This window comes from uncultured Haliea sp. (assembly GCF_963973825.1).
Lineage (GTDB): Bacteria > Pseudomonadota > Gammaproteobacteria > Pseudomonadales > Halieaceae > Haliea.
The window spans coordinates 1-15,032 of the sequence record NZ_CAXBAE010000001.1; the positions used below are offsets into that span (position 1 = coordinate 1).

At 61.9% G+C, this 15,032-nt stretch carries 19 protein-coding genes, 3 tRNA genes and 1 pseudogene; 6 read left to right on the top strand and 17 right to left on the bottom strand.

Annotation, left to right across the window (positions count from 1 at the left end; genetic code table 11):
- Positions 1-60: 60 nt before the first annotated feature.
- Complete coding sequence (locus AACZ17_RS00005; protein ID WP_290743442.1) at positions 61-459, bottom strand: hypothetical protein; 399 nt, start codon at positions 457-459, stop codon at positions 61-63.
- A gap of 106 nt (positions 460-565) precedes the next feature.
- Here AACZ17_RS00005 and AACZ17_RS00010 point away from each other — a divergent pair.
- Positions 566-784, top strand: a pseudogene (locus AACZ17_RS00010) (transposase); the annotation flags it as partial.
- 43 nt (positions 785-827) lie between these two features.
- Here the strand turns inward: AACZ17_RS00010 and AACZ17_RS00015 are convergent.
- From AACZ17_RS00015 to AACZ17_RS00035, 5 genes are all read right to left on the bottom strand, one after another.
- Positions 828-915, bottom strand: a tRNA-Ser gene (locus AACZ17_RS00015).
- Between the two features lie 67 nt (positions 916-982).
- Positions 983-1,390, bottom strand: a complete 408-nt coding sequence (locus tag AACZ17_RS00020) for a DUF1761 domain-containing protein (RefSeq protein WP_290743449.1) — start codon at positions 1,388-1,390, stop codon at positions 983-985.
- Between the two features lie 79 nt (positions 1,391-1,469).
- Positions 1,470-2,291 (bottom strand): NADPH-dependent 7-cyano-7-deazaguanine reductase QueF, encoded by an 822-nt coding sequence (gene queF, locus AACZ17_RS00025; RefSeq protein ID WP_290743465.1) that lies wholly within the window; start codon positions 2,289-2,291, stop codon positions 1,470-1,472.
- A gap of 3 nt (positions 2,292-2,294) precedes the next feature.
- The gene (locus AACZ17_RS00030; RefSeq protein ID WP_290743482.1) at positions 2,295-3,068 is read right to left on the bottom strand and encodes an ABC transporter permease; all 774 of its coding nucleotides are present in this window, start codon (positions 3,066-3,068) and stop codon (positions 2,295-2,297) included.
- Complete coding sequence (locus AACZ17_RS00035) at positions 3,065-3,982, bottom strand: ABC transporter ATP-binding protein (RefSeq protein WP_290743488.1); 918 nt, start codon at positions 3,980-3,982, stop codon at positions 3,065-3,067. The genes AACZ17_RS00030 and AACZ17_RS00035 overlap by 4 nt, the downstream gene beginning before the upstream one ends.
- Before the next feature lie 71 nt (positions 3,983-4,053).
- On the opposite strand from AACZ17_RS00035, the gene AACZ17_RS00040 reads away from it, so the two are divergent.
- From AACZ17_RS00040 to AACZ17_RS00050, 3 genes are all read left to right on the top strand, one after another.
- Positions 4,054-4,431, top strand: a complete 378-nt coding sequence (locus AACZ17_RS00040) for a PA2817 family protein (protein WP_290743495.1) — start codon at positions 4,054-4,056, stop codon at positions 4,429-4,431.
- Between the two features lie 102 nt (positions 4,432-4,533).
- A tRNA-Glu gene (locus AACZ17_RS00045) sits at positions 4,534-4,609 on the top strand.
- A gap of 18 nt (positions 4,610-4,627) precedes the next feature.
- Positions 4,628-4,703: transfer RNA gene (locus tag AACZ17_RS00050), tRNA-Gly, on the top strand.
- Positions 4,704-4,714: 11 nt separating this feature from the next.
- On the opposite strand, the gene AACZ17_RS00055 is transcribed toward AACZ17_RS00050, so the two are convergent.
- The 5 genes from AACZ17_RS00055 to AACZ17_RS00075 are packed head-to-tail and all read right to left on the bottom strand — an operon-like array spanning position 4,715 to position 7,721.
- On the bottom strand, positions 4,715-5,839 hold the full coding sequence (locus tag AACZ17_RS00055; RefSeq protein WP_290743502.1) for a 4-phosphoerythronate dehydrogenase: 1,125 nt from the start codon (positions 5,837-5,839) through the stop codon (positions 4,715-4,717).
- The gene (locus tag AACZ17_RS00060; RefSeq protein ID WP_290743518.1) at positions 5,839-6,408 is read right to left on the bottom strand and encodes an elongation factor P hydroxylase; all 570 of its coding nucleotides are present in this window, start codon (positions 6,406-6,408) and stop codon (positions 5,839-5,841) included. The genes AACZ17_RS00055 and AACZ17_RS00060 overlap by 1 nt, the downstream gene beginning before the upstream one ends.
- Positions 6,409-6,429: 21 nt before the next feature.
- A complete protein-coding gene (gene tusA, locus AACZ17_RS00065; protein ID WP_290743525.1) occupies positions 6,430-6,669 on the bottom strand; it encodes a sulfurtransferase TusA in 240 nt (79 codons plus the stop codon).
- Positions 6,666-6,920 (bottom strand): YheU family protein, encoded by a 255-nt coding sequence (locus tag AACZ17_RS00070; RefSeq protein WP_290743533.1) that lies wholly within the window; start codon positions 6,918-6,920, stop codon positions 6,666-6,668. Before AACZ17_RS00070 ends, tusA begins: the two co-directional genes overlap by 4 nt.
- Before the next feature lie 3 nt (positions 6,921-6,923).
- Positions 6,924-7,721, bottom strand: a complete 798-nt coding sequence (locus tag AACZ17_RS00075) for a methyltransferase (protein ID WP_290743540.1) — start codon at positions 7,719-7,721, stop codon at positions 6,924-6,926.
- 71 nt (positions 7,722-7,792) lie between these two features.
- On the opposite strand from AACZ17_RS00075, the gene AACZ17_RS00080 reads away from it, so the two are divergent.
- Positions 7,793-8,326, top strand: a complete 534-nt coding sequence (locus tag AACZ17_RS00080) for an ACT domain-containing protein (RefSeq protein WP_290743546.1) — start codon at positions 7,793-7,795, stop codon at positions 8,324-8,326.
- Here the strand turns inward: AACZ17_RS00080 and AACZ17_RS00085 are convergent.
- The 3 genes from AACZ17_RS00085 to prmB are packed head-to-tail and all read right to left on the bottom strand — an operon-like array spanning position 8,312 to position 10,606.
- Positions 8,312-8,530: a hypothetical protein gene (locus tag AACZ17_RS00085; RefSeq protein WP_290743552.1), complete on the bottom strand. Its 219-nt coding sequence runs from the start codon at positions 8,528-8,530 to the stop codon at positions 8,312-8,314. The genes AACZ17_RS00080 and AACZ17_RS00085 overlap by 15 nt on opposite strands.
- Positions 8,531-8,538: 8 nt before the next feature.
- Positions 8,539-9,645 carry a chorismate synthase gene (gene aroC, locus AACZ17_RS00090; RefSeq protein WP_290743558.1) on the bottom strand — a complete coding sequence of 369 codons (1,107 nt, stop codon included), beginning with the start codon at positions 9,643-9,645 and terminating at the stop codon, positions 8,539-8,541.
- A gap of 37 nt (positions 9,646-9,682) precedes the next feature.
- On the bottom strand, positions 9,683-10,606 hold the full coding sequence (gene prmB, locus AACZ17_RS00095; protein WP_290743564.1) for a 50S ribosomal protein L3 N(5)-glutamine methyltransferase: 924 nt from the start codon (positions 10,604-10,606) through the stop codon (positions 9,683-9,685).
- Positions 10,607-10,756: 150 nt separating this feature from the next.
- Between prmB and folE the strand changes: the two genes are divergently transcribed.
- Positions 10,757-11,305 carry a GTP cyclohydrolase I FolE gene (gene folE, locus AACZ17_RS00100; protein ID WP_290743570.1) on the top strand — a complete coding sequence of 183 codons (549 nt, stop codon included), beginning with the start codon at positions 10,757-10,759 and terminating at the stop codon, positions 11,303-11,305.
- On the opposite strand, the gene AACZ17_RS00105 is transcribed toward folE, so the two are convergent.
- The 3 genes from AACZ17_RS00105 to htpG form a co-directional block, all read right to left on the bottom strand.
- Positions 11,302-11,889 (bottom strand): DUF4892 domain-containing protein, encoded by a 588-nt coding sequence (locus AACZ17_RS00105; protein ID WP_290743573.1) that lies wholly within the window; start codon positions 11,887-11,889, stop codon positions 11,302-11,304. The genes folE and AACZ17_RS00105 overlap by 4 nt on opposite strands.
- On the bottom strand, positions 11,886-12,938 hold the full coding sequence (locus AACZ17_RS00110) for an NAD(P)H-dependent glycerol-3-phosphate dehydrogenase (RefSeq protein ID WP_290743575.1): 1,053 nt from the start codon (positions 12,936-12,938) through the stop codon (positions 11,886-11,888). The genes AACZ17_RS00105 and AACZ17_RS00110 overlap by 4 nt, the downstream gene beginning before the upstream one ends.
- Before the next feature lie 123 nt (positions 12,939-13,061).
- Complete coding sequence (gene htpG / locus AACZ17_RS00115; RefSeq protein ID WP_290743577.1) at positions 13,062-14,981, bottom strand: molecular chaperone HtpG; 1,920 nt, start codon at positions 14,979-14,981, stop codon at positions 13,062-13,064.
- Between the last annotated feature and the right edge of the window lie 51 nt (positions 14,982-15,032).

Sequence of the window (15,032 nt, forward strand, 5' to 3'; positions counted from 1 at the left end):
GGGTCATGCTGACATCCTGTGGTTGGGGCATGGCGTATTATCGCAAAATTCCAGATTTATTCAGAGTATCCTTAAACGAACCAGCGACGTGAATCCAGTCAACGGCGTTAAATCTGCGGTGGTAGTGTTGTATAGATGGAGTTCTCTCAGGTTTGAACCAGGCGTATCAGCGAAAACCTCCAGCCCCTCCAGCGACGCAACCTCACCCTCGAAACACTCGATTACTTGGACTTCATCGACGTATATCCATTCATTTTCGATTGCCGCTTCAACAACACAACTCCGAAGTGCCTGGTCAGCGAACTCAATATCCGAAATCAACAGTCGCCCATCATGGGCGCCATGCTCACTCTCTGAACTGCTTCCATCGCTACACGCTGTCACGAACAGAGCGAAGGCAGCTGCGACCAGCGCGGGATGAATACGTGCGCATTCCATGCCTATACCGAGTCCTCTCATGTGGATGTCCGTTGTCTCCCAGGTCGTATAGGTTGACGACTACAGCAAAGCATATATTCCCATTCAGTTAGACCTCTGAGAATCGGACTGCACTCCACCGGGAACAGAACGGCTGGCAAAGACACTCACATCCTGGCTTGAGCCGATCGTCATGATGTGGCGATTCAGCAAGAGCAACGGGCCCACTGAGGGGTTCCACACCAAGATGGAGATGATGACTCGACGAGCCTACGGGTTCAGAAACTTTGAGAACTATCGACTGAGGGTCTTAACCCACTGTGGATGGGCGGTGCGGCGTTCCGATGGCATCATCAATCGAGTGTAGTGAGAACCGGTCTATCCCCCGTTAATTGGGGAGAGCCGAAAAATGGCGGTGAGGGAGAGATTCGAACTCTCGAACGGTTGCCCGTTACACACTTTCCAGGCGTGCGCCTTCGACCACTCGGCCACCTCACCGTGAGGGCGCGGATCATACCACAACCGCCGCGGCTTGCCAGCGTTTTACCGGGAGTTTTCGCCCGGGTTAACGCCAGCCGCCCAATATGGCGCCCATGGCGGTCAGCGCAACCACCCAGTACCCGCCGTTCACCAGCAAATAGGACCAGGGCCGCTGCTCGAACAGCGTGATGACGCCGGTGGCAAAAAACAGCCAGCCGAAACCGGTCAGGAAGCCGTACAGCGAGCCCGTGGCCAGCGTCACCTCCGGGGCCGCGAGAAAGCGCTCCAGGCACAGCGCCATGACCAGCAGGAACAGAAAGGAAAGTCCAAAGATTTTGGCCTTGTTGCCCGCGTTGACCTGGGCTTCGGTAAGGCCGGCGGCGCGCATCCAGGCGCTGCCAAACAGCAGGGGCGAATACCACAATCCGCCAATGATAAACGCCACAAGCGTGGCCGCGAGCACGGCGAGTACATGAATCGGTATGTCAGCCATAAAGACCTCCGCAGCATTGTTATCGTTCTTGCACCACTTTTGCGGAGCCCGCAGTGGTTGTCAAGGCAGGCGCAATGCGCTACTGACGCGCGAGACGTAACCATGGCGGTTCACCACCGCCACTGCTGCGAAACGGGTTGATATCCAGGCCCCCGCGACGGGTGTAAAACGCCTGAAGGTGCAGGAACTCCGGTTGGCAGGCCTGCTGGAGATCGCGGTAGATGCGCTCCACACACTGTTCGTGAAATTCCTGATGCTCCCGGTAGGCGAGGATATAGCTGAGCAGTGCCGCGTGGTCCAGAGCCGGGCCGCGATAGTGCAACCACAGCGTTGCCCAGTCCGGCTGCCCGGTCACCGGGCACAGGGAGCGCAGGAGGTGGCTGTAGAGCTGCTCCTCGACCACTCTCGCACGGGCACACTGCAGCATTTCGGCCTCGGGCTCCCGCCGCGGCCAGCGCCCGGCAGCCGTGTCAATGCACTGCCCGCTGGGTTGCGCGCCGGCCAGTGACGGATCGTCGGGGGCAAATACCGCCAGCGCCACATCGCCGCCGGCCGCCGCACTGATGTCTCGCACGATACAGGCAAGTGCCGCCGCCTCGTCATCGAACACCGTGTTGTTCAGGGAGTTCAGGTACAGCTTGAAGGACTTGGACTCCACCAGGTGCGGCGTCGTCGCGGGAATGGTGAAGCGCCCTATTCTGGCTTGCGCCTTGTCGGAGCTATCCAGCCAGGACAGTTCGTAGGCGTGCCAGATATCCACACCCTCGAAGGGCACTTCGCCCCCGTAACCCAGCGCATCGCGCGCCTCGCGTCGAGGAATGGGAAACAGCAGCTCCGGAGCGTAACGGGTGGCTGCGGGCACCTGCTTGCCCAGCAGCAATGACTCAGAATCAATCGCCATGGCTTACTGGCGCAAGCGTTTGCCGGTGTTCAAGAGATGCATGCTGTAGCACCAGGCGGCAACCGTGAACACGGCAATCATGCCAAAGGCCACCGTCAGGCTGACATCGGAGACCCCGAGCACCCCATACCGGAACGCATTGACCACGTACACCAGCGGATTGAGCTTGGACACCGTGGCCCAGAAATCCGGCAGCAGGTCCATGGAGTAGAACACGCCGCCCAGGTAAATCAGCGGTGTGAGCACGAAGGTGGGGATGATTGAGATGTCGTCGAAGTTATTCGCATACACGGCATTTATGAAGCCGGCCAGGGCAAACAGGATGGACGTCATCAACACGATCACGACCACCACCGTAAAGCTGTGGATATGCAGATCCGTAAAGAACAGCGACACCAGGGTGACGATCACGGCGACCAACAGGCCGCGGCTTACGCCGCCAATGACATAACCGAGCAGGATGATGTAATTCGGTGTGGGCGATACCAGAAGTTCCTCGACGCTGTGGTTGAATTTGGAGCCGAAGAAAGAGGACACCACGTTGGAGTAGGAGTTGGTCACAATCGCCATCATGATCAGGCCCGGCACCACAAACTGCATGTAGGTGAACCCGCCCATATCGCCGATGCGCGAGCCGATCAGGGACCCGAAAATCACGAAATACAATGACATGGTGATCGCCGACGGCAGCAAGGTCTGGGTCCAGATGCGCAGATAGCGCTTGACCTCCTTGCGCAGAATGGTCACCAGAGCCACCCACTGTTCCTGCAAACTCATTTCGCGCCCTCCACCAGCCGCACAAACATCTCTTCAAGCCGGTTTGCACGATTCCGCATGCTGCTGATGCGAATCCCGGACTGGCTGAGGGCTGCGAAAACCTCGTTGATATGCTGGCCTTTCTCCACCTCGACCTCCAGCGTGCGCTCATCGATGCGACGCACCCCAAACTCCGGGATGGCCACCGCGTCAGGCAGATCGTCCACGGCATCGAAGATGAACACCTCCCGGTGCAGGCGGCGCAGTAAATCGCGCATGGAACTGTTCTCGACAATTTCACCGTGGTTGATGATGGCTATGTTGCGGCACAGGGCCTCGGCCTCTTCGAGATAGTGTGTTGTCAGGATAATCGTTGTGCCTTCGCGATTGAGTTTCTGCAGAAAATCCCACATGGAGCGGCGCATCTCGATATCGACCCCCGCGGTGGGCTCGTCGAGAATCAGCAGGCGCGGGTTGTGCACCAGGGCACGGGCAATCATCAGACGGCGCTTCATACCGCCGGAGAGCATGCGCGATGGCACGTGGCGCTTCTCCCACAGGCCGAGCTCACGCAGGTACTGCTCGGCCCGCTGGCTGGCCAGTGCCTTAGGCATACCGTAGTAACCGGCCTGGTTGACCACAATGTCGAAGGGCTGCTCGAACATGTTGAAGTTGAATTCCTGCGGCACGATGCCGATGTTTTTCTTGGCGCCAGCGAAATCCTCATCAATATCGGTGCCGTAGACAGCCACCTTGCCCGACGTTTTCGACACCAGTGAGCAGATAACCCCGATGGTGGTCGATTTGCCGGCGCCGTTGGGGCCCAGGAGTGCAAAAAAATCGCCGTGCTGCACCTCGAGACTGATGCCTTTCAGGGCCTGGAAGCCCCCGGCATATTGCTTGGTGAGATTTTCGATCGTCAGTGCTGGTATCATGCCGCCTCAGTAAAACCACCGGAGAATTCAAGCGCTGCATTGTACCCGCAATCGGCGCACCGAACGAGCCAATGGACGATACGCAATATTTACAGTACTGCCGCAGCCTCTGGCGCGAGTTCGCCAGTACGCTTGGCAAACGCACTGCCGGGCTGGACGAGGAAAACCCGCTGCGCGAACTGGCCGATGCCTGCAATCGCCTGCCCGATGACGATTTGTACGCCGTGGGCCCCGAGCTGGCCATGCGCCTGTTCAGCCACCAACCCGAATTTGCCCCCACATTTCCCCGCAGCCTGCTGTGGTTTCTCGGCGGCGACTGCCTGCACGTTCTGACCGACCAGGAGATCGCAACCTTCCAGGCGCTGGACGAGGAGCGCCTGGAAGCCGCCGAGCGTGGCGAGCTGTACGATTATCGGGCGCAGGCCACCGCGCGCCTGCAACTCACCTGATGGCGCCACCGGGGCTACAGGACGGCAAAAAGTGCCTACCGAGGTCTTGACGTCCTCCGGCTCTCTACCTACAATGCGCGCCTCTTGACCGAGAGGCTCTGCGTCCCCTTCGTCTAGTGGCCTAGGACACTGCCCTTTCACGGCGGTAACAGGGGTTCGAACCCCCTAGGGGACGCCACTCTCTCTTTTAAGTGCCGCGGGAATAGCTCAGTTGGTAGAGCGCAACCTTGCCAAGGTTGAGGTCGCCGGTTCGAACCCGGTTTCCCGCTCCATCCCCTGCCCGCTACTGCACGTCCCCACCCAACGCCGTTATCCACCTGCGCTGTTCTGCGTTGCCGGCCTGTACGCGGCTGCCCGCCAGTTCACGTCGCATGGGGTAGCCCCTGCGCAGCTCATCGAAGGCCCTGCGGGCTCGATCCGCATCGACCTCAAGGACCGCCTCGCGCAGGGCGCGGTCATCTGCCCGGATGTCGTAGCGCGCCCCACACAGCCAGCGCAGCACAGCAACGCCGCGCAACCCCGCAGGGAGCACCAGGGGATCGGCCACGGCCGCCGTAGCGATGGCATGTTGCACAAGGCCGAAAGCGCTCTGCACCGCCTGTGCCAGCTGCCGCGTGGCGGCCAGTTTGGCATCATGGCTATAGCCGGCGATGTGCGCCGTGCCAAGACTCACCCGCCGCAACAACGCGGCCGAGACCTCGGGCTCGAACTCCCAGACGTCCAGCACGCACTTTGGCGGGTCCGGCGCCTGCAGCCGCGCCAGCAATGCAGCCTGATCCACAACCGCTCCGCGACTCGCGTTTATCAGCAGGTTCTGCGGCCCCAGCCTGGCGAGCTGCGGAGCGCCCAGCAGGTGAAAACTGGGCCAGGGAGCGTCGTGAGTCAGCGACGTGTGCACCGACACCACCTCGCAGGCCAGCGCCGCGTCCAGGGAGGCGGGCTCCGGCACCCGGCCTGGCGCCAGCCACGGGTCATACTGCAGGCTGGCAATCCCCAGGGCCGTCAGGCGCTGCCGCAGCAAGCGTCCGACGTGACCGTAGCCAATAATGCCGACGCGTCCGCCATCAAGCAGCCGCTCCAGCATGTCCGGCTGTGCGGCGATAGCGGCCAGCACGTACTCGACCACCGCATTGGCATTGGCACCGGGCGCTGCGGCAAACCCGACACCCGCTGCTCCAAGCCCGTTGATGTCCACATGGTCCAGCCCTGCCGTCGCGCTCCCCACAAAACGCACCCGGCTGCCCTGAAGCAGGGCGGTATCCACGCGCGTCACCGAGCGCACCAGCAGCACATCGACATCCCGCAGGTCGCGAGCCGCAATGTCCCGTCCTTCCATCACACGCACCTCGCCGAGGTCGTGGAAGTATGCGTCCAGGCCGGGAATATTCTGGTCGGCGAGAATGCGCATCAATCGGGTTGGGCTGCCGTCGCCCTGATCAGGGCCGGCGTGAGTGGTCCACTTCTGCCGAACTCCAACTGCAGGGCCCGGTAAAACACCGCCGCGCGGCGCGGCAGGGGGGCACCAGACAGGCGCAGCGCTTCGCGACGTACAGCAGCACGGAACGCACTGTGGTCGGCGGCGACGCCGCCCTCCGCCGCAAGGTTGTCGGTGCTGACACGAAACGGGTAACCGCAGGCAACGGAAAAACACCACTCCAGAGCCTGCGGGCGAACCTCCACCGCCTCAAAGGCCGCCTGTGCCTCGGGATCGCGCCCTTCAGGCGCGTACCAATAGCCGAAATCTACCTGCTGCCGACGCGCGCTGCCGGCGATACACCAATGCGCGGTCTCGTGCAGCGCACTGGCGAAGAAGTCCTCGCGAAACCAGAGCCGATGCGGCTCACCTGGATGCACGGCAGGCGCGTACAGCGGTTCTTCCGCGCCGCCACAGAGCACGGTATTTTCGCTGTGAAGAAAGCACTCGGCAAAAACGCGCTCTACGCGGCGGGCACAGAACACCGACTCGTGAAATGGCATCGGCTCTCCGGCAGCGGGCATTCAGCTACCTTTACGCAACAGGAAGAGAAACTCTCCGCCCTCCTCCGTTTCGGTAAGCAGCTCGTGGCCAAGAAAGGCGCAGAATTTGGGGATATCGCGCTGCGTGGTCGGGTCCGTGGCCACTACGCACACGGTCTCTCCTACCTGCATATCGCGAATGCGATTGTGCAGCAGCATGACCGGTTCCGGGCAATACAAACCGGTCACATCCAGCGTGTGGTCACTGGCTGGCCGCGTCACGACAGGACGCCACCTGACAGCAACAGGCTCGCACTGTCGCGCGGCAGCAAATCCCAGGTTTCACTGTCACCGTCATACAGCAGCACCAGCGCGCCAGAGTCGAGCTGAGCCCGAAGCTGCTGCACCTTGGCGGCGAGACTGAGCTCCCGGTCACCGTAGTCGGTACCATCCCGGCTGGCAAACTCCTCCAGCAGGGCCGCCAGCACCTCAGCAGAGAGGCGGGCTGGCGGTATTTCCAGCAGGTCTGCCAAGGCTTACGCCGGCTTCACGAAACGCAGCGTCATGCGGTCGCTTTCGCCAATGGCCTCGAACCTGGCGCGGTCCTCATCACCGCCGCGCAGGGCAGGCGGCAACGACCAGACTCCGTTGGCGTGATCCGCGGTATCGCGGGGGTTGGCATTGATCTCGCTGCGCGCATCCAGCTTGAAGCCGGCTTTCTCCGCTGCAGCAATGACATAGGCTTCGGTCACGTAGCCGCTGCGCGCCATTTCGGCAGGATCATCGCCGGAGGGTGCGCGATGTTGCACGATGCCCAGCACGCCACCGGGCTTGAGCGCAGTAAACGCAGCCGCCAGCGTCGCATCGAGGCTGCCCATGCGCATCCAGCTATGGATATTGCGAAACGCCACGATGAGGTCGGCGGAGCCCGCCGGTGCAACCGTGACTTCGTCCGGCGGTGCCAGCTGGGTGACTTTCACCGGGCCGTACAGATCATTGTTGCTGGCAAGCTTCTGCAGGAACCCGCCGAGTGCATTGCGAAAGTAGGCGTTGGAGGACAGGTTCATGCCGAAGTGCGCCGCGTAGAGCTGCCCGTTCGGCGCCACCAGTGGGGCCAGCACCTCGGTATACCAGCCACCGCCGGGCGACAGCTCGACGACCGTCATGCCTTCTTCGATGCCGAAAAACTCCAGTGTCTGCCGAGGGTGGCGTGAGCTGTCACGCGCCTTGTTTTCGGCGCTGCGCTGATCGCCATTCAGTGCGGTCTCCCAGTCGAGGGCCGCCTGTGCCGGAGCCAGTGCCACGGCCAATAACAATGCCAGTACATATTTCATGGTTGCTTCCTTCTGCCACATGGGGTTGCGGGTTAATATACGGGCTGTCGCAGTGAATGTGGAGCCTGATCGTGCAATCTTCTTTTATCGTAACCTTCATTGGCGACGACCGTCCCGGCCTCGTCGAACAATTGTCCAGCGCGATCGAACGCTGTGGCGGCAACTGGCAGGAAAGCCGTCTCTCCCAACTGGGCGGCAAATTTGCCGGGCTGGTACTCGTCTCGCTGCCGGAAGACGCCGGTGACACCCTGGAGCACACACTGAAGGGTCTCGCCAGCAGCGGCATCAGTGTGCGTGTCACCCCGGCCACCACCGGTACCGTACCCGCCGCCGGGCAGCGCATTACACTCGCGGTACTCGGACCGGACCGGCCCGGCATCGTCCGCGAGATTTCCCGGGCACTCGCCGCGGAGCAGGTGAACGTCATCGATATGGAGAGTGAGGTCAGCAGCGCGCCGATGAGCGGTGAACTGCTGTTCCGTGCCGATATTCTTGCTGAAATCCCGCAGGGTGCGTCACGTGAAGCCCTGACCGATGCCCTCGACGGCATTGCGGAGCAGATGACGCTGGAGATCGACCTCGGTGACAGCTCAGTCGCGCGCTGAGAGGCGCCGAACACCTATCCACAGGGCGGCCGTCGCGGCCGCGGCAAGCACCAGTGCGACAACGACCACCAGGGTCATCAGGAACATGTCCCAGATACGCTCGAGCGGAATGTCAAAGCTGTCGACTGCGCCCCAGACCAGCGCCGCCATGGCCAGCAGCCCCAGAATGAGGGTGCGCAGGTAACGCCGCCGGGAGCGCGCCACGGGAAGCGCTAGCGCGCCGGCGCCGACGCCGGCAGTACCGGCGTCGCGCAGGTGACGTCCATGTTCTGCCCGCGGTGGCGCAGCACGTGGTCCATCAGCACGATCGCCAGCATGGCCTCGGCAATGGGGGTGGCCCGAATGCCGACACAGGGGTCGTGGCGGCCGTGGGTGGCCATTTCCATAGCCGCCCCCGAGGTATCGATCGTGGCACCCGGCTGGCGGATGCTGGAGGTCGGCTTCAACGCCAGGCTGACCGTGATGTCCTGCCCGCTGGAGATCCCCCCCAGAACGCCGCCGGCATTGTTGCCGACAAAACCCTCCGGCGTAAGCAGGTCGCGATGTTCACTGCCCTGCTGTTCGACGACCGCGAAGCCAGCACCGATTTCCACGCCCTTCACCGCGTTGATACCCATCATGGCGTGGGCAATATCCGCGTCCAGGCGATCAAACACTGGTTCGCCCAGGCCCGGCATGACACCGCTCGCAACGACGTTGATCCGCGCGCCAATGGAATCACCGCGTTTATTGAGCGCCGCCATATACGCTTCCATGTCAGCCACCTTCGACGGATCCGGGCAGAAAAACGGATTGCTGTCGATACTGTCCCACTGCACGGTGTCGGCGCGGATCGGACCCAGCTGTGCCAGATAGCCGCGAATGAGAATGCCGTAGCGCTCCTGCAGAAACTTGCGGGCAATCGCCCCCGCCGCCACGCGCATCGCGGTTTCCCGGGCTGACGAGCGGCCGCCGCCCCGATAGTCGCGAAACCCGTACTTCTGCTGATAGGTATAATCCGCGTGCGCCGGGCGGAAGGTGTTGGCAATATTCGAGTAGTCTTTCGAGCGCTGATCCGTGTTCGCAATCAACAGGCCGATTGAGGTACCGGTGGTGCGGCCTTCGAACACGCCGGACAGGATCTGTACTTCGTCCGCCTCGCGCCGCTGTGTGGTATATCGGGAGGTACCGGGCTTGCGTCGATCCAGGTCGCGCTGCAGGTCCGCCGTGCTCAGGCTGAGCCCGGGCGGGCAGCCGTCGACGATACAGCCCAGGGCAGGGCCGTGGCTTTCACCGAAGCTGGTCACCGTGAACAGCTTGCCGAGAGTATTGCCAGACATGGTTAAGGGGTCTCCGCCAGAAACGTGCAAGTATACGCTATAAGCCCGCAGCTGGCCGACTTTCACGCAGCTCCGCAGCGGTCAGGACACAGACACCGTGACCGCCGTGAGCAAACTCCACCCAGGTAAAAGGCAGCTGCGGAAACGCCTCCTCCAGCGCCTCCCAGCTGTTGCCCACTTCCAGCACCAGCAGTCCGTGGGGCTGCAGGTGCCCCGCCGCCTGCGCAAGGATCCGTCGCGTCAGATCCAAGCCATCCGCACCGGAGCCGAGTGCCAGTGCCGGCTCATGGGCGTACTCCGCCGGCATGGCTGCCAGGTCTGTCACATCGACATAGGGCGGATTGGTGACGATGATGTCGTAGCGCTCGCCCTGCACTGCCGTAAACAGATCGGACTGTAGAATACGCACGCGGCCCTCCACGCCCAGCTCCCGCGCATTTACTGCCGCCAGCGCAAGGGCATCCGCGTCCAGGTCAATCAGGTCAACCTCGGCATCCGGCAGATACCACGCCGTCGCGAGGCCGATACAACCACCGCCGCAGCAGAGGTCCAGCACCCGCGCAGGCCCGGGTCCCTGATACCAGGGCTGGTAGCCGGCACGCAGCAGCTCTGCAATTGGGGATCGCGGAATAATGGCGCGCGTATCACACCGCCAGCGAAGCCCGGCAAACCACGCCTCGCCGGTCAGGTATGGCAAGGGAACGCGGTCCTGAATCCGTCGCTGCAGCAGCTCGGCAGCCCTGGCCGACTGGGCTGCGGTCAGCGGCAAGCCCAGCACGCGGTCGTCACTGTCAGCGGGCAGCCCGGCACACCACAGCACCAGTTGCACCGCCTCGTCCCAGGGGTTATCCGTGCCGTGGCCAAAATACACGGGGGACGCCTCCAGCGCGGCATTGACCCGCTCCAGCGCTTCGCCGATGGTGGTCGCGGCGGCGACCGAGGTTATGTGTTTGCTTCGCATGCGGCGAGTGTAATGGATCCGCTGCGGCGGCAGTAGCCTCGATCTGCCGGTCGCGCGGAGCCCGGCCAGGTCGCTACAGGTTTGCCTTCATCCGGGGCGGTTGCTACTATCCTCGGCCCGCCACCGGGGTGGTCACCAGGGGAACAATTCATGGAACAAGAGTGGGCGAAAATCATTGCGGCGATCGGCGAGGACCTGTCCCGGCCGGGCCTCGCTGACACGCCGAAGCGCGCCGCGAAGGCTTTCGAATTCCTCACGCGTGGCTACCATCAGTCGGTGGAGGATGTAGTCAACAATGCGCTGTTCCCCTCCGACTCCAGTGAAATGGTGCTGGTGCAGAATGTTGAGCTGTATTCGCTGTGCGAGCATCACGTACTGCCCTTTATCGGCAAATGCCACGTGGCCTACATTCCCACCGGCAAGGTGCTGGGCCTGTCAAAGGTCGCCCGCATCGTCGATGTTTTCGCGCGGCGCCTGCAAATACAGGAATCCCTGACCACGCAGATCGCGCAAACCATTATGGACGTCACCGACGCTGAGGGCGTCGGCGTTATCATCGAGGCACAGCACATGTGCATGATGATGCGCGGCGTGGAGAAGCAGAACTCGGTGATGAAGACCTCGGCAATGCTTGGCTCGTTCCGCACCGAGCAGAAGACGCGCGACGAGTTCCTGTCGCTGCTGCAATTGGGCCGCTAAAGCCGGCCTTCATCGACCTCGGGGTTGACCTCGAGGATATCCAGATGCAGATACTGGCGGTCGGAGGAGCGGGCGCCGCTGTAGAGCAAAACGCGATATTCCGCCCCTGTAGTCTGCACGGCATAAACGCGGTAACTCTGGTCGTCGGCACGGCCGTACAGCAGTCGCTGTCCAAACACCCTGTTGGCCCATTGTGAGCCCGAACCACAGGCCCGGCCATCGCAGCCGAACAGGCGCGTTGCTGACTCCTGCCTCGAGAGGCTCTGCTCCAGTCGCCGCAGCACCTCGCGCGAGGTAAAACCGTCGACAATCTGCCAGGTCAGGCGCTGCAGTTCACCATCCATACGCACGCTATCGCGAAATACCCAGGCGCCCATGGATTTCTGAATGGGTCCAAGACCTATTTCGTGATCCCGCACCACCTCCTGCTTGCGCGCAATCGACAGCGCGTGGGGAAACGCCTCGAGTTCGTCCACCAGCACCTGCGGACTGTAGCCAGACGGGCTTGCGGCACCCGCGCCGGATACGACAGCCCAGGCCAGCAATAAAAACGCTGTCCGGCAATGTTGTACGGAAACCTTCAACCCTCTCTCCTTGCGCTGTGTGTCGGGTGAAAATCACCCACCGCAAACTCCACATCATGCGCCTGCTCGCGAGACATCATATCACTGAAGATCTCCGTGACCGGACGCTGCTCGTACAGAATTCCGTACAAACCATTGACTAGTGGCATGTGCACACCTCGCCGATCCGCCTCCGCTTTCAGCAGCGCCAGCGTGTTGATGCCTTCGGCGACCTGATCCATCGCGTCGAGCACCGCGTCCAGCGGCTCGCCCTTGCCCACTGCAAAACCGATGCGGTAGTTCCGCGACAGCGGCGACGAACAGGTCACAAAGAGATCTCCCACGCCCGCAAGGCCGAGAAAAGTGAGCGGGTTCGCCCCCAGGCGCACCGCAAAACGTGACATTTCCGCCAGGGCACGCGTCAGCAGCATGCCGACGGTATTTTCGCCGAAGGACAAGGCGGCACAGAGACCAGCGAGTATGGCGTAGACATTCTTCAACGCACCGCCCAGTTCCACGCCGAACAGATCCCGTGATGCGTAGACCAGGAAGCGTTCACTGTGCAGCAGGTCGTGCAGTGACCGGTTCAGTGCATCGCTGTCACTGGCGACCACCGAGCCGGTAACCTGCCCCGCCGCGATCTCACTCGCCAGATTGGGCCCACTGAGCACAGCACGCGGGTTGGCTGGCAGCTCTTCCCGCAGGATCTCGCTCATCAGGCGAAAGCCACCGGGCTCTATCCCCTTGGTCAGGCTCACCAGGCAGGTCTGCGGGGCCACCAGGGGGGCCACGTCGCGCACGATCTGGCGGAAGGATGCGCTGGGCACCGCGACAAAGACGATATCGGTGTCGCTGACAGCGTCGGCCAGTGACGTGGTGGCGCGCAAACCGTCGTCCAGCCGATAGCCGGGCAGATACTCCCTGTTTTCACGCAGGGTGTTGATGAGGTCGACACGCTCGGCATTGCGCCCCCAGAGGGCCACGCGATGGCCATTCACCGCGATCAGATTGGCGATAACGGTGCCGAAACTGCCCCCGCCGAGAACGGCGACCCGGTGCGAACGAGGCATGGCGTGCTCCCTGTTGCTGTGACCTGAGCCTGATGGCGCCGTAAAGCGTTCTGCCATCGCGGACGCGTTGCAGCTTGGCACCGTGCTGCGGGCGTGGCAAGCACCAGGCCCGCAGGGCAGAGCTCAGCGCTTGCTCATTTGCAGCAGCAGGCTGTTGAGACGGCTGACAAAAGTAGCCGGATCTTCCAACTGCCCTCCCTCAGCCAGCGTGGCCTGGTCAAGCACCACATGCGCAAGGTCACTGAAGCGCGCCTCATCCTGTTCCGCGTCCAGCATCTGCAGCAGCGGGTGCACGGGATTGATTTCAAGTATGGGTTTGCTGTCCGGCACCGGCTGACCCGCTGCTTCGAGAATACGCTTCATCTGCGCACCCATGTCGAATTCACCCACCACCAGACAGGCTGGTGATTCAGTGAGCCGGGATGAGGCGCGCACTTCGGCCACCGCATCACCCAGTGCGCCGCTGAGGCGTTCCACCAGTGCTTCGCTGTTCTGCTTGAGTTTCTCCTTTTCGGCTTTCGCTTCCTCGGAGTCCTCTTCGAGGTCCAGTGCACCGCGCGCCACGTCCTGGAATTTCTTGCCGTCGAACTCCTGCAGCTGGTTCATCAACCAGTCGTCGACACGGTCACTGAGCAGCAAGACCTCGATACCTTTCTTGCGGAACACTTCAAGGTGCGGGCTCTTGCGTGCCGTGTTGAAGTTCTCGGCCACCACGTAGTAGATCTTGTCCTGCCCGTCCTGCATGCGCCCAACATAGTCTGCCAGCGACTGGTCCTGAGCCGGCTGGTCAGTGTGGGTGGTACTGAAGCGCAGCAGGCCGGCAATTTTCTCCCGGTTGCCAAAGTCTTCGGCTGGCGCCTCTTTCAGCACCTGGCCAAATTCTTTCCAGAAAGTCGCATAGTCATCGCCTTCCTTTTTCGCCAGTTTGCCCAGCATGTCGAGGACACGCTTGGTCAGCGCGCTGCGCATGGCGTCAACAGCGCTGTCCTGCTGCAGAATTTCCCGCGACACGTTCAGGGGCAGATCATTGGAATCGACCACCCCTTTGACAAAGCGCAGGTACAGGGGCAGGAACTGTTCGGCGTCGTCCATGATAAACGTGCGCTGCACGTACAGCTTGAGACCGCGATTCATGTCCCTGTTCCACAGGTCGAAGGGAGCGCGGCGAGGGATGTAGAGCAGGCTGGTATATTCCTGCTTGCCCTCAACCTTGTTGTGACTCCAGCTGAGTGGCTCCTCAAAATCGTGCGACACATGGCGATAGAAGGCCGAGTACTCCTCGTCGCTGATGTCGGTACGCGCACGTGTCCACAGCGCCGTCGCCTCATTGACCGGCTTGTACTGTGGCGCCTCAGCTTCTTCCGCAGCGTCGTCGTCATCTCTGCTGGCAGTTGCCGCTTCCAGCATCATCACCGGTACGGAAATGTGGTCGGAGTACTTCTTGATCACGCTGCGCACCCGCCAGTCATCGGCGAATTCACTGCAGGCGGGCTTCAGGAAAAGCGTGATCGTGGTGCCACGGGTGTCTTTTTCGCGGGGCTCAATGGTGAATTCCGCCTCACCGTGGGACTCCCAGAGCACACCGCTTTGCGCATCGGCACCTGCCTTGCGCGTGTGCACCTCCACACGATCGGCCACGATAAACGCCGAGTAGAAGCCCACACCGAACTGGCCAATCAGTTGCGAATCCTTTTTCTGGTCGCCACTCAGGCTCTCCAGAAAGGCCGCCGTGCCCGATTTGGCGATGGTGCCGAGGTTCTCGACCACCTCATCCCGGTTCATGCCAATGCCGTTGTCGCTGATCGTGATGGTGTTGGCGTCCTTGTCGACGTCGACACGGATCGCGTAATCGCCCTGCCCTTCCAGCAGGCTGTCGTCGGCAAGCGCCGCAAACCGGAGCTTGTCGATTGCGTCCGAGGCATTGGAAATCAGCTCACGCAGGAAAATCTCCTTGTTGCTGTACAGAGAATGAATCATCAGGTGCAGCAGCTGGCGGGCCTCGGTTTGAAAACCAAGCGTTTCTTTTTTCACATCCGCAGTCATGGGTCCCTCGCGAGTAGTGACAGGTGAATAAGTGTATTGCCGTGGGCAACT